Annotated in this window: 18 protein-coding genes; 13 read left to right on the forward strand and 5 right to left on the reverse strand. The window is 51.5% G+C overall.

Going from position 1 to position 21691, the window contains the following annotated elements; all coding sequences use genetic code 11:
- Positions 1 to 8: 8 nt before the first annotated feature.
- Complete coding sequence (locus ABJU74_RS00655; protein WP_348385652.1) at positions 9 to 1142, reverse strand: alpha-hydroxy acid oxidase; 1134 nt, start codon at positions 1140 to 1142, stop codon at positions 9 to 11.
- Between the two features lie 151 nt (positions 1143 to 1293).
- Between ABJU74_RS00655 and creD the strand changes: the two genes are divergently transcribed.
- Positions 1294 to 2727, forward strand: a complete 1434-nt coding sequence (gene creD / locus ABJU74_RS00660) for a cell envelope integrity protein CreD (RefSeq protein WP_348385653.1) — start codon at positions 1294 to 1296, stop codon at positions 2725 to 2727.
- A 3-nt stretch (positions 2728 to 2730) separates the two neighbouring features.
- Here the strand turns inward: creD and ABJU74_RS00665 are convergent, their stop codons facing one another.
- Positions 2731 to 3639, reverse strand: coding sequence for a neutral zinc metallopeptidase (locus ABJU74_RS00665; protein WP_348385654.1), 909 nt, complete (start codon positions 3637 to 3639; stop codon positions 2731 to 2733).
- Between the two features lie 126 nt (positions 3640 to 3765).
- Here ABJU74_RS00665 and ABJU74_RS00670 point away from each other — a divergent pair, with 126 nt between their 5' ends.
- From ABJU74_RS00670 to ABJU74_RS00685, 4 genes are all read left to right on the forward strand, one after another.
- Positions 3766 to 4551, forward strand: coding sequence for a 3-hydroxybutyrate dehydrogenase (locus ABJU74_RS00670; protein WP_348385655.1), 786 nt, complete (start codon positions 3766 to 3768; stop codon positions 4549 to 4551).
- On the forward strand, positions 4548 to 5279 hold the full coding sequence (locus ABJU74_RS00675) for a DUF4893 domain-containing protein (RefSeq protein WP_348385656.1): 732 nt from the start codon (positions 4548 to 4550) through the stop codon (positions 5277 to 5279). The genes ABJU74_RS00670 and ABJU74_RS00675 overlap by 4 nt, the downstream gene beginning before the upstream one ends.
- A 66-nt stretch (positions 5280 to 5345) precedes the next feature.
- The gene (locus tag ABJU74_RS00680; protein WP_348385657.1) at positions 5346 to 6674 is read left to right on the forward strand and encodes an amidohydrolase; all 1329 of its coding nucleotides are present in this window, start codon (positions 5346 to 5348) and stop codon (positions 6672 to 6674) included.
- Positions 6675 to 6677: 3 nt separating this feature from the next.
- Entirely contained in the window at positions 6678 to 7055 is a 378-nt protein-coding gene (locus tag ABJU74_RS00685; RefSeq protein WP_348385658.1) for a hypothetical protein, read from the forward strand.
- A 40-nt stretch (positions 7056 to 7095) separates the two neighbouring features.
- Here ABJU74_RS00685 and ABJU74_RS00690 read toward each other — a convergent pair whose 3' ends face one another.
- Positions 7096 to 7494 (reverse strand): hypothetical protein, encoded by a 399-nt coding sequence (locus ABJU74_RS00690; protein ID WP_348385659.1) that lies wholly within the window; start codon positions 7492 to 7494, stop codon positions 7096 to 7098.
- Positions 7495 to 7786: 292 nt separating this feature from the next.
- On the opposite strand from ABJU74_RS00690, the gene ABJU74_RS00695 reads away from it, so the two are divergent.
- The 5 genes from ABJU74_RS00695 (at position 7787) to ABJU74_RS00715 (ending at position 16189) form a co-directional block, all read left to right on the forward strand.
- Positions 7787 to 9178: a short-chain fatty acyl-CoA regulator family protein gene (locus tag ABJU74_RS00695; protein ID WP_348385660.1), complete on the forward strand. Its 1392-nt coding sequence runs from the start codon at positions 7787 to 7789 to the stop codon at positions 9176 to 9178.
- Between the two features lie 132 nt (positions 9179 to 9310).
- A complete protein-coding gene (locus tag ABJU74_RS00700; protein WP_348385661.1) occupies positions 9311 to 10699 on the forward strand; it encodes a TIGR03013 family XrtA/PEP-CTERM system glycosyltransferase in 1389 nt (462 codons plus the stop codon).
- Between the two features lies 1 nt (position 10700).
- Positions 10701 to 12797 carry an XrtA/PEP-CTERM system histidine kinase PrsK gene (gene prsK / locus ABJU74_RS00705; protein WP_348385662.1) on the forward strand — a complete coding sequence of 699 codons (2097 nt, stop codon included), beginning with the start codon at positions 10701 to 10703 and terminating at the stop codon, positions 12795 to 12797.
- 1 nt (position 12798) lies between these two features.
- On the forward strand, positions 12799 to 14181 hold the full coding sequence (gene prsR, locus ABJU74_RS00710) for a PEP-CTERM-box response regulator transcription factor (RefSeq protein ID WP_348385663.1): 1383 nt from the start codon (positions 12799 to 12801) through the stop codon (positions 14179 to 14181).
- A gap of 4 nt (positions 14182 to 14185) precedes the next feature.
- Positions 14186 to 16189, forward strand: coding sequence for a tetratricopeptide repeat protein (locus ABJU74_RS00715; RefSeq protein ID WP_348385664.1), 2004 nt, complete (start codon positions 14186 to 14188; stop codon positions 16187 to 16189).
- A 7-nt stretch (positions 16190 to 16196) separates the two neighbouring features.
- Here the strand turns inward: ABJU74_RS00715 and ABJU74_RS00720 are convergent, their stop codons facing one another.
- Positions 16197 to 16541 (reverse strand): GntR family transcriptional regulator, encoded by a 345-nt coding sequence (locus tag ABJU74_RS00720; protein ID WP_348385665.1) that lies wholly within the window; start codon positions 16539 to 16541, stop codon positions 16197 to 16199.
- Between the two features lie 83 nt (positions 16542 to 16624).
- Positions 16625 to 17212: a nitroreductase gene (locus ABJU74_RS00725; RefSeq protein ID WP_348385666.1), complete on the reverse strand. Its 588-nt coding sequence runs from the start codon at positions 17210 to 17212 to the stop codon at positions 16625 to 16627.
- Between the two features lie 161 nt (positions 17213 to 17373).
- Here ABJU74_RS00725 and ABJU74_RS00730 point away from each other — a divergent pair, with 161 nt between their 5' ends.
- From ABJU74_RS00730 to ABJU74_RS00740, 3 genes are all read left to right on the forward strand, one after another.
- Positions 17374 to 18909, forward strand: a complete 1536-nt coding sequence (locus ABJU74_RS00730) for an oligopeptide:H+ symporter (protein ID WP_348385667.1) — start codon at positions 17374 to 17376, stop codon at positions 18907 to 18909.
- An 89-nt stretch (positions 18910 to 18998) separates the two neighbouring features.
- Positions 18999 to 20399 carry an amidohydrolase gene (locus ABJU74_RS00735; RefSeq protein ID WP_348385668.1) on the forward strand — a complete coding sequence of 467 codons (1401 nt, stop codon included), beginning with the start codon at positions 18999 to 19001 and terminating at the stop codon, positions 20397 to 20399.
- On the forward strand, positions 20396 to 21691 hold the full coding sequence (locus ABJU74_RS00740) for an amidohydrolase family protein (protein ID WP_348385669.1): 1296 nt from the start codon (positions 20396 to 20398) through the stop codon (positions 21689 to 21691). Before ABJU74_RS00735 ends, ABJU74_RS00740 begins: the two co-directional genes overlap by 4 nt.

Consider the following 21691-nt stretch of genomic DNA (forward strand, 5'->3'; position numbering starts at 1 on the left):
ATCCCCAGTTATAGTCCCGTTCGGTAACGCAAATTGGCGCGGTTCAATTGGTCAACCGATGTCACGCCCATTAGTTTCATGTCGCGTTCGATCTCAGTTTGCAGCAAGCCGAGGCTCCGTTCAACCCCTGCTTGTCCGGCTGCTGCTAGAGCATAGAGATAAAGGCGGCCGCCAGAGCAGGCCTTGGCACCGACGCTTAGCGCCTTGAGCACATGGCTTCCGCGCGTGACGCCGCCGTCACAAATGACGTCAATTTTGTCTCCCACCGTATCGCAAATCTCGGCAAGTTGATCAAAAGGCGCGCGCGAGCCGTCCAGCTGGCGGCCGCCATGATTGGAAACCATGATCGCTGTCGCGCCGATTTCAACCGCTTTTTTGGCATCTGCGACTGACATAATGCCCTTCAAGCAAAACTCACCATCCCAGTCTTTTCGAATTTCTTCCGCCATGGACCAATCCAGCGATTGGTCGAGCATGGTCGAAAAATATTCGGCAACCGATAGCGCGACATTTGTCCCTTCGGCGACATGATCTTTGAGATTGGACAATTCGAAATTTTCACGGAGCAAATAGTTTAACGCCCAACTGGGTTTCGCGGCATAGCTGAAAAAGCTGGCAGGCGTTATTTTGGGAGGGCTCGTAAAACCGGAACGCAGGCATCGTTCGCGATTGCCGCCGACTATTGTATCCACTGTGAGGGTCAAAGCATCAAATTTGGCGGCTTTGCACCGTTCCACCATTGCCCGGTTTAAGCCTTTGTCTTTGTGGACATAAAGTTGAAACATTTTGGGTGTGCTGATCGTTTCGCCAATTTCTTCGATACTGACTGTGGCCAGGGAAGAAATTCCAAAAAACGTGCCAAATTTCTCGGCCGCGCGGGCCACGCCCCGTTCGCCTTGCCAATGAAATAAGCGTTGCAAGGCAGTGGGCGATAAGAAAAGCGGCATGGATAATTTCTGCCCCATGACGGTCGTGGTCATGTCAATTGTCTCAACACCGGCGAGAACGTTGGGAACCAGGTCACAGCTTTCATAGGCAGCCGTGTTACGCCGCCGCGTTACTTCGTCATCAGCTGCGCCATCAATATAATCAAAAATAGGAAAAGGCAGGCGCTTTTTTGCAAGAGAACGAAAGTCGTTCACATTGTGGCAATCCGCTAATGTGTTATTTCGTCGCACGTAAGCCTCGATTCGTCGCTCTTATGGAGGAGCTTGTGGCTTATGAGTAGAGCAATGACCACCGCTTGCAAGAGCGCTTGTCATAGAAATACAGGGTTTTAGAGGGAAACTGAATATGACTGATACTGTTGACGACGTGGAAAAGCCGGAACAACCGGACAAGCCTGAGCGATCGCCTGGTGCTAAATTTCTACTGGTCCTGCTGACCGGCTTTTTGCTTGCGATACCGCTTTTCGCAAGTTGGCTGCTCATTTACGATCGGCAGAGCCAAAGCGAGCAAGCGGAACAATCCATTGTAACGGGTTGGGGTGGCAAGCAGGTTTTTGCCGGTCCAAAAATCATTCTTCCTTATAAGGCCAAGGTTCAAGAATCTGTCGAGCAAGATGGCAAGACCGTGACGCGAACCAATGTTGTGAACCGGGAATTGTTTATCTCACCAGAGATCATGACCTTTGATAGTGATATTCAGACCGAAGTGAAGAGTCGGTCCATTTATGAAGTCGTAATCTACAATACCAACGTAACGGGCTCCGCGTCGTTCAAATTGCCGGAAGATTTTAATCGCTCTGGCATTGATCCTGCTGATATTGATTTTACGCGCGCCGAAATTCGCTTTGGTCTTTCCGATGCGCGTGGTCTTTCTGCTGAAAATAAATTGACTGTAAATGGCGAGAATTTGGTGTTGCAACCGGGCAAAGGTCTCGGTGAAACGGGCAATACCGGATTTTTCTCCTGGCTGGATGCGACAGCCTTGGCAGAGGGTGAGATCGCTGTGAAATTTGATGTTAAATTCCGCGGTACAGAGAGTTTGACCATGGTGCCTGATGCAGGACAAACCAATTGGTCGGTCAGTTCCAAATGGCCACATCCTAGCTTTACCGGTGGATTTCTCCCGGATAATGAAGTGACCGAAACTGGATTTACCGCCCAATATGGTATTTCCAATCTTGCCTTGGGCAGTTCTTTGACATCAACCCAGGCTGGTCAACAAGTCTACCCGCAAGAAACCAGCCGGTCCTTTGATTCCTATGGCGGTGGGAATAATGCCGCCAATGCATCATCGGTCACGGTAAATTTGATCCAGCCAGTCGATCTTTATGATCAAGTTAGTCGGGCCACGAAATATGGGTTCCTGTTTATCGGGTTTACCTTTGTGGCGTTTCTGCTTTTTGACTTGATTGGCGGTGTTCGCATATCGTCCGTTCAATATATATTGGTCGGTGTGGCGTTGATCTTGTTCTTCATATTGCTGCTCGCTTTTGCCGAGATTATCGGGTTTGCCTGGGCTTATATCGTCGCATCAGCAGCGACCATCGGTTTGATTACCGCCTATGCGGCATCGGTCCTGTCAAGCTGGAGACGTGCATCCATAATCGGAGGATTATTGGCCGCTCTATATGGCGTGATCTATATCTTGTTGAGCCTGGAAGCCTATTCCTTGCTCATCGGATCGTTGCTAATATTTGCCGCTCTGGCCGGGGTTATGTTTGTGACCCGCAGGCTAGATTGGTCACGGTCCTTGCAAAAAGGGCCCGCAACCCAAGGGTAAGAGCTAGCGAACCGCGCCGCGTGCGAATGTATCGCATGCGGCCGGATCGCCAGTTTGCATGCCTTTTTTCAACCAAGCCATCCGTTGTTCGGACGTCCCATGGGTAAACATGCTTTCAACCGGATGTTGGCCGGCACCTCGCATCAGCGTATCATCTCCAATAGCATGGGCGGCGGTTAAGCCTTCTTCCACGTCACCCGGCTCCATCCGGTCGGCATTTTGGGCTGCCCATACACCGGCATAGCAATCGGCCTGCAATTCCATTCGGACTTGCAGGGCATTGCCTTCCGCTTTGCTGGACCGGCCTTGTGCTTGACGCACTTGGGCAGAAACGCCGCTTAAGGTTTGGATATGATGGCCTACTTCATGGGCGATGACATAAGCTTTGGCAAAGTCCCCACGGGCGCCCATTTTGGTTTCCAGATCGCGGAAAAAAGAAGTGTCGAGATAAATGCCTTGATCTGCTGGGCAATAAAAAGGCCCGGCTGCTGAACTGGCAAATCCACATTGATTTGCGGACACATTGCCTTGATAAAAATTGATCGTTGTTGGCTTATATTGCGATCCATTGGCTCGAAATAATTTGCTCCATGTTTGTTCGGTAGAAGCGAGAACCTGGCCGGCAAATAATTCTTCCTGCGTGTCATAGGCAACAGCGTCGCCAGACCCGCCTGCTTGCGTTCCGCCACCGGTGAGCATGCCTGCTCCGCCGCCAAAATACATAAAAGCCAAGGCCGCCCCGCCAATGAGCAAAATGGTGCCGCAACCCATTTTTCGGCCTAATAACATTGGGAGAAAGCTCAGCAATAGGCCAAGACCGCCGCCGCCTCCACCGCCGCCAAATCCCCGTCGACCGCTACCGCGGCCATGGTCGCGGACATTTTTGCTGGGATCCAAATCATCTAAACGCATGGCTAATTCTCCTCTTGCCACTCAATTCGCCTGATTCTGACAAAAGCGCAAGAGTTCAACAATTCTTTTACAAAAGCCATTGCAGTCACTCGCTACTGTCTTAAGGTTGAAAAAAGGAGAGAGCAGATGTTTCTAAAGGGTAAGACCGCCTTGGTCACTGGGTCCACTTCCGGCATTGGCGGAGGCTATGCAAAAGCATTTGCAGCAGAAGGGGCACGGGTCATGCTCAATGGCTTTGGTGATCAGGGAGAAATTGAAACTTTGCGGCAGGAACTGGAAAGCCTGAGCGGTGCCGAGGCGGCTTATAGCAATGCGGATATGACCAAACCTGCTGAAATCCGCGAGATGGTAAAAGAGTGCAGCGACCAATTGGGCCCGGTGGACATATTGGTCAATAATGCCGGGATCCAACATGTCGCTCCGGTCGATGAATTTCCCGAGGAAAAATGGGATGCGATCATGGACATTATCTGCAACAGCGCCTTTCATACCACCAAAGCGGTTTTGCCCGGCATGAAGGAGCGAGGCTGGGGCCGGATTATCAATACAGGTTCGATGCACAGCAAAGTCGCTAGCCCGTATAAATCGGCTTATAATGCAGCGAAACATGCGATTGCCGGTTTTAGTAAGACAGTGGCTCTGGAAGTTGCGCAACAAGGTATAACAGTGAACACAATTTCGCCTGGCTATGCTTGGACGCCGTTGGTTGAAAATCAAATTCCCGACACAATGAAAGCGCGAAACATGACCCGCGATCAAGTTATGAATGATGTATTGTTGGCCGGACAACCAACAAAGCAATTTGTTCAAATCGATCAGATCGCAGCTCTAGCCGTTTTTTTGTGCAAGGATGAGGCGAGCGCAATGACCGGTGCCAATGTCTCGATTGACGGCGGCTGGACAGCGCAATGATCAGCGCTCTTACAAATGGCCTGTGGGCTGGTGCGTTCGCGATCGGGAGCGTTTGGACTTACGCGGGGGTTCAATCCACAGAGACCATCTCGACTTTGGCAACGCCAAGTGAAACACAAAAACTATCACAAGAAGCCGGAGCAAGGCCGGCCTCTAAAATTCAACCCGCATCCGCAGAGCCTTGGACAAAAATTGCAACCCAAAAGGATAAAGAACGGATCCAGAATTGGCGCGAAGCGATGAAAGAAGGACGGGCTGCGGCCATGGATTCGGGCTTTGCAGCACAGCTAACCGCAAAAGGAGCACTCTATTCTCTCGCGGGTGATGGAGACGGGCCAGATGACCAAAACAATACCGTTTCGCCGCCGCCAGGCACCTACCGTTGCGCGACGACAAAGCTAGGGGGCAATTATGGAAGCTTCACACCCTATGCGTCATTCCGATGTCAGATTATTGAAGAAGGCGGACGGCGGCAATTTGTGAAATTGACCGGATCGCAGCGGCAAGTTGGCTATATTTATCAAACACGCTCTGGCCGATGGGACGTGTTTTTGGGAAGTCTTTTACTGGGTGATGATAAAGCGTTGGTGCCCTATGGGAAAGATCCTAGCAGAGACCAGGCCGCAATAATCCAGCAAATTGGGGCGGCGCGCTGGCGGATGATATTTCCCTATCCCTATTATGAATCGGTTGTCGATGTCATGGAACTGACCCCAGTGGCGCAATAATAGGCCTTGCAACACCGTGCTTAGCGGTTAGGCTTGCGGCCACTACATAATGGCTCGGGGAAAGTGATGCTCAAATTGAAACAAGCTGCGTTAGCGGCTGCAGCGACTATTATATTGGCTGCACCAGCTCAAGCGGATCCGTTGACAGATGCGATACAAGCAGACTTGCCATCGCTAATGGAAATTTACCGCGATCTTCATGCGAATCCTGAACTGAGTGGCGAGGAAGTCCGCACAGCGGCCAAATTGGCGGTGGAAGCCCGGCGATTGGGATTTGAAGTCACCGAGAAAGTGGGCGGCACTGGCGTCGTGGCGGTTATGAAAAATGGCGCAGGCCCAACGGTGATGATCCGGGCCGATATGGACGGATTGCCGCTTGTCGAAAAGACCGGCTTGCCCTTTGCATCAAAGGTTATGGCAAAAACTCGTGAAGGCAATGATACTGGTGTGATGCATGCTTGTGGCCATGACACCCATATGACTGGTTGGGTCGGCACGGCACGGCAATTGGTTGCTCGCAAAGCCGATTGGTCGGGAACGCTGGTGATGATATTGCAACCTGCTGAAGAAACGGGTGAGGGGGCAAAGGCGATGTTGGAGGACGGTCTCTATACCCGTTTTCCAAAGCCGGAATATGTCCTGGCTTTCCATGATGCTGCGGGCGCGCCGGCGGGTTATATTGGCTATGCACCAGGCTATGCGTTGGCCAATGTCGACAGCGTCGATATTGAAGTGAAAGGTGTGGGTGGCCATGGGGCTTATCCGCACACGACAAAAGATCCGATTGTTGTTGCATCACGCATAGTTGGTGCCTTGCAAACCCTGGTGAGCCGTGAAATTGATCCGCAGGATCCAGCGGTAGTGACCGTCGGCAGTTTTCAGGCTGGGTTTAAGCATAATATTATACCAGACAAAGCCAATTTGTTGCTGACCGTGCGGAGCTATTCCGATGAAACCCGCGCGAAATTGCTTGATGGCATCAAACGCATTGCGCAAGGCGAGGCGGTTACTGCTGGCTTGCCGGAAGACCGGATGCCCGTCGTGCGCGTTCGTGACGATGAATTTACGCCATCAACCTATAACAGTCCTGAATTCACCAAGAAAATGGCGGCCCTGTTTGAGCAGCGTTTTGGTAAGGATCGGGTTGTGCAATCTAAGCCGGTTATGGGCGGTGAGGATTTTAGCCGTTTTCGCCGCGCCGATGAATCGATCAAAAGTATGATATTCTGGGTTGGCGGTGTTCCGATTGATCAATATCTCGCGGCCAAGAAAGAAGGAACGAAATTGCCATCTTTGCACAGTCCCTTATGGGCACCTGACGCTGAGAAAGTTGTCGCAACCGGCGCGGAAGCGCTAACCGCCGCGGCTTTGCATTTGATGAAAAAAGGTGGCTAGCCGATGATGGTCTCCTTGGCGCTATGGGCGGTGGCTGCGGCAATGCCTATGCCTCCGGCCGCTGTGCAGGGCCAAGGGGAAAAAGCGGTTTTGCCCGCCTCTTATTTTGAAGGGCGTTGGGCTTTTGTCGAAGATACCTGCAACCTGGCCAGCAATTGGACCTTATTGGCTGGTGGTAATTTCATTTCCGATGATTTGATCGGAAGCTGGCAGTGGAACGGGACCCAGCTGCGGCTGAACTTGACCGATTTGGCGGTTGATGAAGAAACCGGAGAAAAGGGTGGCCGTTTCCAAATGGAAGGACCAGTTATCGATCATCAGCCCGATCAATTCACGCTCGTTATCGAACCTGATCACTATAAGATGAAACGATGTGAATAATCGCCTCTAAATCCATTGCTTGGCGTTACTGGCCGCGTGACTATTGGCGGCTGCGGCCCGGTGTCATATCAATTGGATTTTCCGGACTGCCTAATCCTCCCGGTTCGGGCTGCTTATTATAGACGGACGGGCTGATGTAATTTTTCGGTGCCGATTTGAAGCTGGCATCACTGGCCACTTTGGTCGCCGTGCCTGCCACTTCATATTCCTCGGCAACCTTATCATTTTCCGAATATGCAACAGGCTCACCGAAGATAGTTTCTTCTTCGCCCTCTTCGCCGTCCGCTTCCCATGAATCGGCGCTATTGACCACATTGACCGGCTTGGTCTTGGGTTTTTCAGCTGCCGCTGTTTCGGGCTGCTCATTTTCATCAACCGGCATTACAAAAAAGACCAGCAAACCAGCTGAAGCGATGAAGAGAATTGCTTTTTTTATCATCAAAATGACCACCAAAATTCCGCAGGAGAGCCATTGTTACAGGTCGGTCATTAAAATATCTTTACTGGCGTGGACCCCGAGCACAAAAAATCCGTCAGAGCGGCAAGGCTCTGACGGATAGATTTTCCTCCCCAGGAAACTGTCTGTGAATTAGATACAGCGGAAACTGTTAATCCTGCCGATAGGCCAATCGAGGCCATTCGTCCCTAAAAATTGACAGAAAAATCTGTAAATTTGCAAAACATTGCGATAATAGTGTGTAAATTTGTAAATATATTGACAAAGGGCGAATATGGCAGATCGAAAAGTATTTGCAGGTGCGGCGATAAAAAGGCTGCGGCGCGGCGCTGGCATGACGCAATTATCTCTTGCTGAAGCGCTAGAAATTTCACCCAGCTATCTAAACTTGATAGAACGTAATCGGCGACCGTTAAGCGCGAGGCTGATGTTGTTGCTCGCCGACCGTTTCGATTTTGATCCGCGGCAGTTGGTTGCGGATGAACCGGGAGGGGGGCTAAACAGCCTCGCGCGGCGCTTTGCAGATCCGATATTCGCAGATATTGCAATAGATCGGACGGAGCTTGAAGAATGGCTCACCGCGGCGCCCAACACGGTGGAGGCTTTTGCGCGCTTATTTGACAAGCAACCAGCCCGTGAAAATTTGCAAAAGACCGAAGACGCGGGTCCACTGCATCTGGTTCGCGTCGAAATTGAACGATGGCGTAACCATTTTGCTGATCTCGATAGCATGGCAGAAACATTGGCGGATGAGCTGCGCCTTGGAGCGGCCGATCTCTATGGAGCGATAGCCGAAAGGTTGCGCAATAAGCATCAACTGACAATCCGAATATTGCCAGAATCGGTGCTACCGGAAACATTGGGTCGATTGGACATCCATGCCCGGCAATTCCAACTTTCGGAGATGCTTGATACTGCCTCGAGGACCTTTCAAGCCGCAAAGCTATTGGGTGATATAGAAGCTCAATCGGAAATTGAGGGCTTGGTATCCGGCGCCGGGTTTCAAGACCGGGCCGCAGAACGGTTATATCAACGCTATTTGGAAAGCTATTTCGCCGCCGCCTTGATCATGCCTTATGCGCGGTTTCTAAGGGCGTGTGAGCAAACCGGCTATCAACTGGAAATTTTGCAGCGGCGGTTCGGAGCCAGTTATGAACAAGTTGCGCATCGCTTGACCACTTTGCAACGCGTCGGCTCACGGGGATTGCCCTTTTTCATGATCCGAATTGACCGCGCTGGACAAGTGTCCAAACGGTTTGCCGGTGCCAGCAATGCACCGTTGCTGGAAAGTGCGAACCGGTGCCCCAAATGGAATGTGCACAAAACATTTGATCGCCCGCTTGAGGTGCAGGTGCAATTGGTTGGATTAGAGGATGGTTCGACTTGGTTTACCTTGTCTCGGGCTATTCAAGCCATGGCACCCGGGGCGGGTGGTTATGCTAGCGAATATGCCATTGGCATAGGCCTGCCAGCGGAAATGGCGACCACATTATATCACGCGCGCGGACTGGATTTATCCGCTGACACGGCCTTGCCGATTGGATTGGGCTGTGCGATCTGCACGCGCAATCACTGTTCACAGCGATCGGTACCGCCGAAAAACCGTGTCTTGAAATTTGATCGCCAGACATCTGGTTTAACCCCCTATAATTTCGTCAACGACTAAAGCGACCACTGTCGGGAAACTGAACAGTCATTTCGGAATAAAAGGATTTTTTCCGATAAAAGTGTAAAATTAACCGACAGCTTACGAATTTTATATATTGACTGCGTGCATTACCGAAAGATTGCGCGCTTAATGATTAGATTATTCAAACATTATATTCCTTATCCACTCCTGTTTTTGGGGCTTTTGGATCTGTTTCTGCTCATTGTAGCGGCGGAAATCAGCTGGATTTTCCGTGCCAGTCAGATTGGCATGAGCGCAGGTTCGATATTTGAACGCCCGGCGCCGATTTTCAGCTTTGCATTGGCGCTACAAGTGTCGCTTATCGCAGTCGGCGTTTACGGCACCGAGGCCTTGCAATCCCTGCGTTTTGCCGCCGCGCGGATTTTAGTGGCCATTTCTTTGGGCGTGATATTTCTGTCTATCATGGCGTTCATTCTGCCTGGTATCACGCTTTGGCGCTCCAATTCGCTTTATGCCATGCTGCTGTCGATATGCTTGCTGATGGGCGTTCGCATGATGCTGGGAACCGTGTTGGACAGCGATGTGTTTAAGCGGCGTCTGTTGATCCTGGGCGCTGGATCACGGGCTGATCGGATCGCGCAATTGTCGGGCCGGCCGGAAAGCGGCTTTATCGTTTGTGGTTACGTCAATATGAATGAAGGCCCTGCCGTGGTTGACAATGCCGTCAATCGTTCAACGATCGAAGACTTGCCGCAACATGTTATCGATCTAGAGGTTAGCGAAGTGGTCTTGGCCCTCGAAGAACGGCGCAATTCTCTTCCGGTTGCAGATTTGCTAACGATCAAAACAACTGGCGTCCATGTCAACGATATGTCCAGTTTTTTGGAACGGGAAACGGGTCGGGTTGATCTCGACAGCGTCAATCCCAGCTGGTTTATTTTTTCTGATGGTTTTTCGTCAGGGCGGAGAATTTCGACGGCGTTCAAGCGCAGTTTTGATATATTCCTTAGTCTTGCATTGCTGGTCTTCACTGGCCCGATCATTTTAATTTTTGCTTTGCTGATTGTTTTGGAAAGCCGCGGCGGGGCCTTTTTTAAGCAGGAGCGGGTCGGTCTCTATGGGCAAAAATTCAATATATTAAAGTTGCGGTCGATGCGCGCCGATGCCGAAGCTGGCGGCAAAGCGATGTGGGCGAGCGAAAATGACCCCCGCATTACCCGTATTGGAAATTTCATCCGCAAAGTGCGCATTGATGAACTGCCGCAAGCCTGGAGTGTTTTGAAGGGCGAGATGAGCTTTGTCGGGCCGCGCCCGGAACGGCCGGAATTTGTTGATGACTTGCAAACTAAAATGCCGTTTTACGCGGAGCGGCATATGGTCAAACCTGGCATTACCGGATGGGCACAGATTAATTATCCCTATGGCGCGTCGATCGAAGATAGCCGCCATAAGTTGGAATATGATCTTTACTATGCGAAAAATTACACGCCATTTCTCGATATATTAATCTTGCTGCAAACTATCCGGGTTGTTCTTTGGCCGGAGGGAGCGCGCTGAGATGCAAGCGGTTCTGGGACAGATTAGTATATTCGGGCATGGGATTGCGGCAGCGCTTTTTGCAGCACTGACCATTTGGCAATTTCAGCGAAAAACCGAACAGAACAACACGCAGCTATCTTTGGTTGTGGCGCTGTCCCTGACCAGCTTCTGGGCCTTGTCCATTGCGGTGGAAGGGGCTTTTTCACCTATTTCCAATTTCAGCGAAACCTTGCGCAATCTGGGTTGGCTGATCTTCATGTTTGTGCTGCTTCGCACGGGAGAAGGGCGTCACCAACCATCAACCGTCAATATCATATACTTCGCGCTTTTGTTGGTGCTGGTTGGGCAAGCGGTAGTTGATTCCTTGATTCCGATCTTCGCAGGAAGTCCAAGACTAGGAGGGATGGCGGCCTATACGTCCTTGGTTTTGCGTATGCTGTTTGCGGTCGGAGCCTTGGTGCTTGTTCACAATCTTTATTCGATTTCGGCACCGGAAACGCGTTGGGGAATCCGATTACCAATGGCATCATTGGCGGCAATTTGGACTTATGATCTTAATCTGTTCACGATCACCTATTTAACGCAGCAATTTTCTCTCGAACTGACGGCAATGCGCGGACCTGCCATGGCCGTCATTGCTCCGATACTGGCTTTGGCATCGGTCCGAAACACGGATTGGAAATGGAAATTGTCACGCAGTGTGGCCTTCCGATCGCTATCGCTTGTCGCTATTGGAAGCTATCTCTTGATGATGGTCGTTATCGCAACGGCGTTGGAAATTATCGGCGGCGACTATGCCCGATTGGCACAAATAAGTTTCTTATTCGGAACTTCGGTCGCGGCATTGTTGCTATTGCCGTCAGGAAAGTTTCGCGCTTGGTTCAAGGTAAAGCTGGCCAAGAATTTTTTCCAGCATCGTTATGATTATCGTGCCGAATGGATTCGCTTTACCGACACTATTGGTCGCCCGGGCGAAGATAGCGCACCGTTTCATGAACGCGTGGTCAAAGCACTGGCTGACATAACCGATTCACCGGCGGGCATATTGTTGATGCCCGATGATGCTGGCCGCTTAACTTTGCAATCGCGGTGGAATTGGCCAACCATTCACGTTCCAGCCCGTGCTTGCACGTCGCGGACGATTAATTTTTTCGAAGAGACCGGACATATTATCGAGTTTGACGCGTTGCGGGCGGATGATTCCGGTCAAATTGACCCCGCAGCAATTCCCGAGTGGATGATCAATGACCCTCAAACATGGGCCGCCGTGCCTTTGGTGCATTTTGATCGTCTGGCTGGAATCGTTTTGCTTGCTCGCCCGCGGGTTAACCGTACATTGGATTGGGAAGATCTCGACATGCTGCGCGTGGTTGGACGGCAAGTGGCCAGCTATTTGGCAGAAGCGCGCAGTCAGGAGTCGCTGTCGGAAGCGCAGCGTTTTGATGAGTTTAATCGCCGCATGGCGTTCATCATGCATGATATTAAAAATCTCGTGAGCCAATTGAGCTTGTTGGCGCGCAACGCTCAGCGCCATGCCGATAATCCGGAATTTCAAACCGATATGATTGCAACTTTGCAAGATTCCGCTGACAAGATGAACGGTTTGTTGGAACGATTGTCGCAGCATAACAAAGCGAAACCGGAAGAACCCAAACCAGTGAAAGTGGCTGCTCTATTGCAGTCGATTATCGAGAAGAAACGTCTGCTGCATGCGATTGAAAGCACACAGATTGATGACCTGACTGCCATGGCGGATCCCACCAGAGTGGATCAGATTCTAGGCCATCTCATTCAAAATGCGATTGATGCCAGCCCTGATGGTCAGGCGATTTTATTGAACGCGCGCCGTCGCGATTTGAGTGTCGCCATTGAAGTTTTGGACCGCGGCGAAGGCATGTCGAGCGAGTTTATCCGAAGCCAATTGTTCAAACCATTTTCATCCAGCAAAGATGGTGGGTTTGGCATTGGCGCCTATGAAGCCCGATCCCTGGCCTTGGCCATGAATGGGCGACTGGAAGTTGAGAGTAAGGAAGGGGCGGGTAGCCGCTTCACACTCATATTACCGTTAGCGAGCACGTTGACGGAAGATAATTTAGAAGATGAAAGGGCCGCCTGAAATGTCTGATCGAGACAATAAACCACTAGAAAAACTTCTGATTGTTGAGGATGATCCCGGACTCCAGAAACAATTAAAATGGGCCTATGAAGATTTTGAAGTGTTCGTTGCGGGCGACCGAGAAACGGCGATCAACATTTTGCGGGCAGAAGAACCGGATGTGGTGACGCTTGATCTCGGGTTGCCACCGGATCCCGATGGAACCACTGAAGGCTTTGCGACGATGGATGCGATCTTGAGCTTGAAGCCTGATACGAAAATCATTGTTGCATCCGGTCATGGTGAAAAGGAAAGTGCGCTGCGGGCCATTGCTGGCGGTGCATGGGATTTTTATCAAAAGCCGGTGGATATTGATGAGTTGGGCTTGATCGTGCGCCGGGCCTTTCATGTGCGCAAATTGGAGTTGGAAAATTCCAGTCTGGCGGCAAAACAAGATGGCTCCCATCAGGTGTTGGGCCGGATTATTACCGGCGCTCCTGAAATGTTAAAAGTCGCCCAAATGATTGAGCGCGTGGCCAATACCAACGCATCGGTTATGTTACTGGGCGCGAGTGGCACCGGGAAAGAGTTGCTCGCTCGCGGACTTCACGATGCCAGCGATCGCCGCGATCAGGCCTTTGTCGCGATTAACTGTGCGGCTATCCCGGAAAATCTTTTGGAGTCGGAACTATTTGGTCATGAAAAAGGGGCGTTTACTGGCGCCGTCAAAATGACCGAAGGGAAGATTGAGCAAGCCAATGGCGGTACATTGTTCCTCGATGAGGTTGGTGATATTCCGCTGCCGCTCCAGGTTAAATTGCTGCGCTTCATCCAGGAACGGGTCATTGAACGCATTGGGGGACGCAAACCGATCGCGGTCGATACCCGGATTGTGTGCGCCACCCATCAAAACCTTGAAGAAATGATCGCAGATAATAGCTTCCGCGAAGATTTATATTATCGACTGGCTGAGATTGTGATCAAAATTCCGGCTTTGTCGGAACGCTCTGGCGATGCCAGCCTCTTGGCACGACATTTTCAGAAGAAATTTGCGGACGAAATCAATCCGGCTGTGAAAGGCATCGCGCCCGATGCATTAGCTGCGCTGGAGGCTTGGCCTTGGCCGGGCAATGTCCGCGAACTGGAAAACCGGATTAAGCGCGCGGTGATTATGGCGGATGGTAAAATGATCGCCGCAACCGATCTGGACCTTGAAACAGATGATGCGGATGCCGCGGACTTGCTAAACCTAAAAGCGGCGAGAGAGGCGGCTGACAGAGCCGCTATTATCCGGGCTATTTCGCAAACCGACGGCAATATATCAAATGCTGCGAAATTATTGGGGATTAGTCGTCCGACTTTATATGATCTTTTGAAGCAATATCAGTTGCAGCAAGCCAGCTAGTTTGATGCCGTTGTTCTCTCGCCTTTTGCCATTATCGCTGACCAAGCCGATTGTGTTGGCTGGTCTGGCGGGATTGCTCTTGGCGGGATTGTCTTCGACGCTTTCGGCGGCAAGCAATGGCAATGAAGCGGCGCGCGAAGCTTTTGCAAAAGCACAGGATTATCGCGCTTCGGGAGATATTCGTTCAGCGCGTATTGAATTGATGAATGCGATTAAATCCGATCCGCAATGGATTGATGTCCGCATTTTCCAAGCCGAAATCTTGCTGAATTTATTTGATGGAATTGGCGCCGAAGCAGAGTTGAAACGGGCTTTTGAATTGGGCCTGGAACCTGTTCAAGTCCGTCATCTCTATGGGCATGCCTTGCAATTGCAGGGCAAATGGAACGAAGCGAAAGAGCAGCTTTTCGCCAATGATATCGCCCCCGAGCATCAAGCCTATGCGGCCAGAATCGCGGGCCGGGTTGGCTTGCAAACAGGTGATGACCTGCTCGCCACTCAAGCTTTTGATGCGGCGATTAGATTGGATCCGCAAAATTCTGATCTATGGGTTGATGTCGCTCGCTTTCGGGCCGGCTCCGGGGATCAGGCGGGCGCAATTGCCGCCGTCGATGAAGCGGTTCGATTGCAACCCAATAATATTAGAGGGCTTCAATATCGCGGGGAATTAATCCGATTTCAATTTGGTCTGTCCGCGGCCTTGCCCTGGTTTGAGCGTGGGTTGCAAATTGATCCAAATGATGTTGCCCTGCTCACAGAATATGCCGCGACGCTAGGCGATATGGGGCGGATGAAGGACATGCTCACCATTGTCCGTAAAATTATCGCGCTTGATGGGCGCAATCCCCGCGCATTTTTCATGCAAGCCGTTTTGGCTGCGCGTGCTGGCCAATATGATCTAGCGCGCAGTCTAATGCAAAAAACTGAAGGGCGTCTCGATAGCGTGCCGGCGGTGTTGTTGGTGCAAGGCATTATTGAGCATGGCGAAGCCAATTATAATGCGGCCATCGATAAATTCCGCCAGCTTATCGCGCAGCAACCCAATAACCGGCAAGCCCAAAATCTTCTAGCGCGATCGCTGTATATGGCGGGCGATGAAGCGGAAACGGTCGCGGTTTTGGAACGGCAAGTATCCAATAGCGGCGCCGATCCATATGCTTTGTGGTTGGCCGGTCGAGCGCTGGAGTCGATGGAGAAGCGCGGGCGAGCAATCGACTTGCTTAATCGGGCGGCTCGGCACGATGCGGGCAAGAAAATAGCTTTTGCGCCCAGCACGCCACTGGGTGTATTGCAAGCGGAAGCCAACCGCGCGCCGAATAATGCCGCTGTGGTCATCCCCTACATCCGAACCCTTTATAATCAGGGCAATTTTGCCGGTGCCTTTGCGCAAGCCAAGCGGTTGCAAAACGGCAATCCCGGGGCTTCGGATGCGCATCTTTTGGTGGCGGATACTGCCATGGCATTGGGCAATTGGGATGAAGCGTTGGATGCTTTAAACAAGGCACGCACCATACGCTTTTCCGAACCGGTCATGCTGCGTATGATCGAGGCCTTGCGGGCCAAGGGCGCCTTGCAGGAATCGGGTGAAGTCCTCGCTCAATATCTGCGCTATAATCCAAGCAATGTGGCGGGTTTGCGGTGGATGGCTTATGCACATCTGGAAACCGAAAATTGGTCGGTCGCGCGCCGTATTCTCGAAAATTTGCGCAAACGCATTGGTGATAATGACGCGTTGCTTATGGCTGGGTTAGCGCAAGCCTATACGGGTCTCGGGCAAACCGACGAAGCTGTGCAGGCAGGGCGCATTGCCTATGAGGTGCAACCTGCCAGCCCGGTGGTCTCGCATCTCTATGGCTTGGCGCTATTGGCGCAAGGCACGCGGATCAAAGATGCCCATGATCTGATCGCGAAAGCAGTAACGATCATGCCGCAAAACGCGACCTATCGTCAAAGCCTCACAAAAGCGGCATTGGCCTTAGAAAATGAAAGTGTAGAAAAGCGCGGTTAGCAAACCATCACGCTTCGTTTTCGAGCAATTCCTCGAGCTTGATATCTAGCCGGCGCATTTGCCGTTCGACGGGTGGCCAGACATTTTTGATAAAGTCTGCACGCTGCGCGTCGCGCAATTTGGCCTTCGCTCCATTGGCCACAAACATGCCAACACCGCGTTTCACGGTGACCAAGCCGTCTTCCTGAAAGCCCTGATAAGCCTTGGCAACGGTTAGGGGATTGGCGCCTTGCTCGACAGCAAAGGCACGAACAGAGGGGAGCATGTCACCCTCTCCATATTGGCCATCCAGAATTGATTCGGAAATTATATCCCGCAATTTCAAATAGACTGGTTTACTTGTGTTGTTCATGCTGCCTCACTGCCATAATACAGCGATGCAGGCAAGTCATAACTATTATTTTTCTGGTGTTTAGTTGAGTTTGAAACCAGTTTCTACACTTGTAACGGCTGCCATCGGGAAAGAATGTCCGTCAGTTGGGGGCGTGGCCGTTCACTCAGGGCATCTTCCCCCGTGCCGGAAAAAAGAAACCCGGCAATGCGTTCCGGATCTTTTCCAAAGAGATTGCGAACCGAATCATTATAGGTCGGCCAACCGGTAATCCACCCACCAACAAAGCCCTCGGCATGAATGGCGTGGATTATGTTCATGCAAAAAGCGCCGCAACTGAGCTCCTGTTCCCACAAAGGAATTTTTGTGGATGTGACCGGGGAAGAGAGAACAACCAATAGCGATGGAGCTTGATGCGCCATGGCTATGAGCGATTCTACTTCCAACCGACCGGCATCGGGCTTTTCGCTTTTATATGCTTTGGTGAATGCTTCCGCCAATATTGGGCGCTGGTCGCTCGCGATATTGACCACGCGCCACGGCGTCAGCTTTCCGTGATCCGGCGTCCGCATTGCTGTGGACACTATTTTTTCAATTTGCTGATCCGTCGGCCCAGGTGCGGTCATATTGCGGGGGCGGCCGGATCGACGGGAAGCCAAATAGCTGTGTAGAGAAGAGAGGTCATTAAACATGAGACATATCTTGGCCTCTTCAGGGGCGATTACAAGCAGCTTTTGCGGTGAAACTGGTCACAAGTGCAACAATCTACTTCACACAGGATATTTTTTGATTAGGGTGCGGTTCAACTGGGCTGCGATAGACTGCTCGCTTAAATTACAAGGGAGGCCACGTAATGGCTAGTGCGTATCAAGAATCCGGAGATGCGAAGGGAACGTTTCTCGGACATCCAAAAGGTTTGTTTGTCCTATTTTTTGCCGAAATGTGGGAACGTTTTTCCTACTATGGCATGCGGGCATTGTTGATTTTTTATCTCACTAAGCATTGGCTTTTTTCTGACAGCGAATCCGGCATCATTTACGGTGCCTATACCGCACTGGTCTATATAACGCCGGTTGTTGGTGGTTATTTAGCGGACAAATATCTGGGGCAAAGGAAGGCGGTTCTCTTTGGCGCCATATTGCTCACCCTCGGGCATTTTTTCATGGCCTTCGAAGGCGAGGCCGCAGTGGGTCATGTCGACAATCCGGTAATCAGCGTATTTTGGCTGGCATTGGCGTTGATCATTGTCGGCTCCGGTTTTCTCAAAGCTAATATATCTGTGATTGTCGGGCAGCTTTATCCGCGAACCGATGTTCGCCGCGATGGCGCCTACACCATTTTCTACATGGGTATTAACCTCGGTGCGGCCCTGGGTTCATTGCTTTGCGGCTATATTGGTGAAACCTATGGATGGGCCTATGGTTTCGGTTTGGCTGGCATCGGCATGTTGCTCGGTTTGATCGTATTCATCTGGGGCAAACCGCTTTTGCTTGGCCGCGGTGAACCTTCTGATCCGGCAAAGCTGGAGGAATCCGTTGGCGGCATCAAGTTGGAATGGTGGATGTATATCGCGGGCTTTGCGATGGTTGGTATCTGCTGGTTGGCTATCCAATATCAAGATCTTGTTGGTTACGTGCTTGGTATTTTCGGCGGCGGATTGATTCTGTATGTCTTGTTCACAGCGGTATCCAAGCTCACTTCGGAAGAGCGTGATCGGATTTTCGCAGCAATGTTCCTGATCATCACTTCCATTGTTTTCTGGGCCTTATTCGAACAAGCAGGCTCGTCCTTGAACCTGTTTACCGATCGTCACGTGGATCGCGCGGGTGTTCCAGCATCAACCTTCCAATCGATTAATGCGATTTATATCATTTTGCTTGCACCGGTTTTTGCAACAGTTTGGACCGCATTGGGTCGCAAAGGAAAAGAACCTTCTGCACCGTTTAAATTCGGTTTGGGCGTTGTCCAGGTCGGTTTGGGTTTTCTGGTTCTGGTATGGGGTGCGCAATCTGCGGGCCTCGAAAATGCGACGCCAGTGATCTTCATCTTCCTGATCTATCTTTTGCACACCACCGGTGAACTTTGTCTGTCACCTGTTGGCTTGTCAGCAATGAACCGATTGGCGCCAGCACATATGGCCAGCTTGATCATGGGAAGCTGGTTCTTCGCTTCGGCTACCGGGAACTTTGCCGCTGGCCTAATTGCTTCGGCAACCGGCGCAGAAGGTGTTGGTGAAGAAGCTGGCAAACAGGTTGTTCTTGATGTCTATTCAACCGTTGGTTGGGTGGCGATCGCAGTGGGTGTTGGCGTTTTGGTTATCTCGCCGCTGATCAAGAAAATGATGCATCTCGACACTTTGGTCGATGATGATGCTGGCGATCATCTCTAAGGTGAGAGTGAACTGGGTGAACCTGCGGCAGCCGGGACACATCCAACCAGCAAATCTTGAACGGGAAATACATAAGTTAGAGGTTGATTATGGATGTGAAGAATATGCTGGCAGTCGCTGCTGCCGGAGCCTTAGTTTCGGGTTGTGCAGCGACAGCGGCCGAAACCGAAACGGCCACGGTGTCGACCAGCAGTGCCAGCAAAAGCGCTTCCAAAATTGCCTTCCCGTCAACTTATAAAGCCTATCCGTCTGAGAAAACGGTCATCACTGGTGTGACCATCTTTGATGGCGAAGGGCAGCGCATTGACAATGGTGTGGTCATCATGTCCGCCGGAAAAATTCTTTCTGTTGGGGGCCCAGAAACGGCGGTACCGACAGACAGTATAGTCATCGATGGGACGGGCAAATTTGTGACCCCCGGCATTATCGATGTGCATAGCCATTTGGGAGACTATCCCACGCCGAGTGTTGCGGCCCACAGTGATGGTAATGAGGCGACATCACCGGTAACCCCGGAAGTATGGGCAGAGCATAGCGTTTGGCCGCAAGACCCTGGATTTTCAAGAGCATTGGCCAATGGGGGTATCACAGCGCTGCAAATTTTACCGGGCTCTGCCAATCTGTTTGGCGGGCGTGCGGTAACGCTTAAAAATGTTCCTGCGCGGACGGTGCAAGCGATGAAATTTCCCAATGCGCCCTATGGTATGAAAATGGCGTGTGGCGAAAACCCCAAACGGGTCTACGGCAATCGTAACCGGAAACCAGCGACGCGTATGGGCAGTCTGGCTTTGACCCGGCAAACATGGGTAAATGCACAAGATTATCGCAAAAAACGGAAGGGCGCTAAACCGCCGAAACGCAATTTGGCAATGGATACATTGGCTGGCGTTCTCGATGGCGACATATTGGTCCACAACCATTGTTACCGGGCCGATGAACTGAATCAGATAATCGATATGTCCAAGGAATTTGGTTATAAAGTGACGGCTTTTCATCATGCGGTTGAAAGCTATAAAATAGCTGATATCCTGGCCAAAGAAGGTATTTGCTCTGCGATTTGGGCTGATTGGTGGGGCTTTAAGATGGAAGCCTATGATGCCATTCCCGAAAATGCGGCATTGCTCCAACAAGCTGGAGCCTGTGTCATCATTCATTCTGATGATGAAAATCAAATTCAACGGCTGAACCAAGAGGCGTCAAAGGCTTTGGCCGATGGACGCGCGATGGGGATCGAAATTAGTGATGCTCAAGCCATTCAATGGATCACCTACAATCCGGCCAAAGCCATGGGTATTGCCGATCAAACCGGCAGTCTCAAGCCCGGTAAAATGGCAGATCTAGTGTTGTGGAATGACAATCCTCTCAGTGTCTATGCCCGGCCTGAGAAAGTCTGGATTGATGGAGCGATGCTTTTTGATGCCAATGACCCGGCACGGCGGCCGGTGAGCGATTTCGAGCTGGGTCAGCCCGGCGAAGGAGACGTAAAATGAAGCGTCTAGCAACATTATTCCTGTCTTCCATCGCATTGGCAGTGGCTCCGGCGGCGGCGGAAACCGTGGCGATTACCGGAGGAAAACTGGTTGTCGGAGATGGCAGCGCTCCGGTCGAAGGCGGGACGGTAATCTTGCGCAACGGCCGTGTCGTTGCAGCAGGAAGCAATATCGCAATTCCGGCCAATGCCCGCCGGATCGATGCCGCCGGAAAATGGGTGACACCCGGGATATTCGCAGGCTTTAGTCGTGTTGGACTGGTTGAGGTGGGCGCGGTTCGCGCGACCAATGATACGCGGGCTGCTGATTCTGTCTTTTCTGCCGCCTTGGATGTGCAATATGCGGTAAATCCCTTTGCCGCTCCCGTTGCCGTCAACCGCGCTGCCGGAGTGACCCGTGCGGTAGTGTCTCCCAGCACGGGGAAATCTATTTTTGGCGGCTATGGCGCGATTGTCGATTTGGGGCAGGATAGCAATCCGATTACCCAGGCCCGCGCGTTTCAATTTGTCGAATTGGGCGAAACAGGTCACCGCCGAGCAGGGGGAAGCCGCGCTGCCGCTCATATATTATTCCGTGCCATGCTCAACGAAGCGCGAACCTATGCCCGCAATCCGGCTTTGTTTGACAGCGACATGATGAAGGCTTCGGATGCCAAGGCCTTGTTGCCTGTGCTGAATGGGAAGACCCGTTTGTTGGTCCATGCAAATAGCGCGAACGATATTTTGAAAGTGATTGAATTGCGCAAAGATTTTCCCGCGCTCAAATTGGTGCTCGTCGGCGCCAATGAAGGGTGGCGCGTGGCCAATAGCATAGCGGCATCCAAAATACCGGTACTCGCATCCGCGCTGAGCGATCTGCCCTATAGTTTTGAAGATCTGTCTGCGACACAATCGAATATCGGTCGAATGAAAAAAGCCGGTGTGCAAGTGGCGATCGGTATGATCAATGATCGCGATGCGCATCAATTGCGCTATTCCATGCAATATGCCGGCAATCTAGTGGCCTTGAACAATGTACCGCGCGCCACTGGTCTCAGTTGGGACGAGGCTTTTGCCGCGATCAGTTCCAAGCCCGCCGAGATTATGGGGATGGGCGGTAAGCTGGGATCCTTAAAAGCGGGCCGGCAAGGTGATGTGGTGATCTGGACCGGTGATCCGTTGGAACTTTCGACGCAGGTCGAACGGGTTTTTATCGATGGCGTGGAGCAGTCCTTGTCCAATCGCCAGCAACGGTTGCGCGATCGCTATCGCACGCCGCAGCCGGGTAATTTACCAAAAGCTTATGATCGATAG

It is taken from the genome of Parasphingorhabdus sp. (assembly GCF_039982415.1).
Lineage (GTDB): Bacteria > Pseudomonadota > Alphaproteobacteria > Sphingomonadales > Sphingomonadaceae > Parasphingorhabdus.

What these genes read in the sequence shown, in the direction of transcription:
- creD (WP_348385653.1), top strand. Translation starts at nt 1,294, where the DNA reads ATGACTGATACTGTTGACGACGTGGAAAAGCCGGAACAACCGGACAAG.
- ABJU74_RS00665 (WP_348385654.1), bottom strand. Translation starts at nt 3,639, where the DNA reads ATGCGTTTAGATGATTTGGATCCCAGCAAAAATGTCCGCGACCATGGC.
- ABJU74_RS00670 (WP_348385655.1), top strand. Translation starts at nt 3,766, where the DNA reads ATGTTTCTAAAGGGTAAGACCGCCTTGGTCACTGGGTCCACTTCCGGC.
- ABJU74_RS00675 (WP_348385656.1), top strand. Translation starts at nt 4,548, where the DNA reads ATGATCAGCGCTCTTACAAATGGCCTGTGGGCTGGTGCGTTCGCGATC.
- ABJU74_RS00680 (WP_348385657.1), top strand. Translation starts at nt 5,346, where the DNA reads ATGCTCAAATTGAAACAAGCTGCGTTAGCGGCTGCAGCGACTATTATA.
- ABJU74_RS00685 (WP_348385658.1), top strand. Translation starts at nt 6,678, where the DNA reads ATGATGGTCTCCTTGGCGCTATGGGCGGTGGCTGCGGCAATGCCTATG.
- ABJU74_RS00690 (WP_348385659.1), bottom strand. Translation starts at nt 7,494, where the DNA reads ATGATAAAAAAAGCAATTCTCTTCATCGCTTCAGCTGGTTTGCTGGTC.
- ABJU74_RS00695 (WP_348385660.1), top strand. Translation starts at nt 7,787, where the DNA reads ATGGCAGATCGAAAAGTATTTGCAGGTGCGGCGATAAAAAGGCTGCGG.
- ABJU74_RS00700 (WP_348385661.1), top strand. Translation starts at nt 9,311, where the DNA reads ATGATTAGATTATTCAAACATTATATTCCTTATCCACTCCTGTTTTTG.
- prsK (WP_348385662.1), top strand. Translation starts at nt 10,701, where the DNA reads ATGCAAGCGGTTCTGGGACAGATTAGTATATTCGGGCATGGGATTGCG.
- prsR (WP_348385663.1), top strand. Translation starts at nt 12,799, where the DNA reads ATGTCTGATCGAGACAATAAACCACTAGAAAAACTTCTGATTGTTGAG.
- ABJU74_RS00715 (WP_348385664.1), top strand. Translation starts at nt 14,186, where the DNA reads ATGCCGTTGTTCTCTCGCCTTTTGCCATTATCGCTGACCAAGCCGATT.
- ABJU74_RS00720 (WP_348385665.1), bottom strand. Translation starts at nt 16,541, where the DNA reads ATGAACAACACAAGTAAACCAGTCTATTTGAAATTGCGGGATATAATT.
- ABJU74_RS00725 (WP_348385666.1), bottom strand. Translation starts at nt 17,212, where the DNA reads ATGTTTAATGACCTCTCTTCTCTACACAGCTATTTGGCTTCCCGTCGA.
- ABJU74_RS00730 (WP_348385667.1), top strand. Translation starts at nt 17,374, where the DNA reads ATGGCTAGTGCGTATCAAGAATCCGGAGATGCGAAGGGAACGTTTCTC.
- ABJU74_RS00735 (WP_348385668.1), top strand. Translation starts at nt 18,999, where the DNA reads ATGGATGTGAAGAATATGCTGGCAGTCGCTGCTGCCGGAGCCTTAGTT.
- ABJU74_RS00740 (WP_348385669.1), top strand. Translation starts at nt 20,396, where the DNA reads ATGAAGCGTCTAGCAACATTATTCCTGTCTTCCATCGCATTGGCAGTG.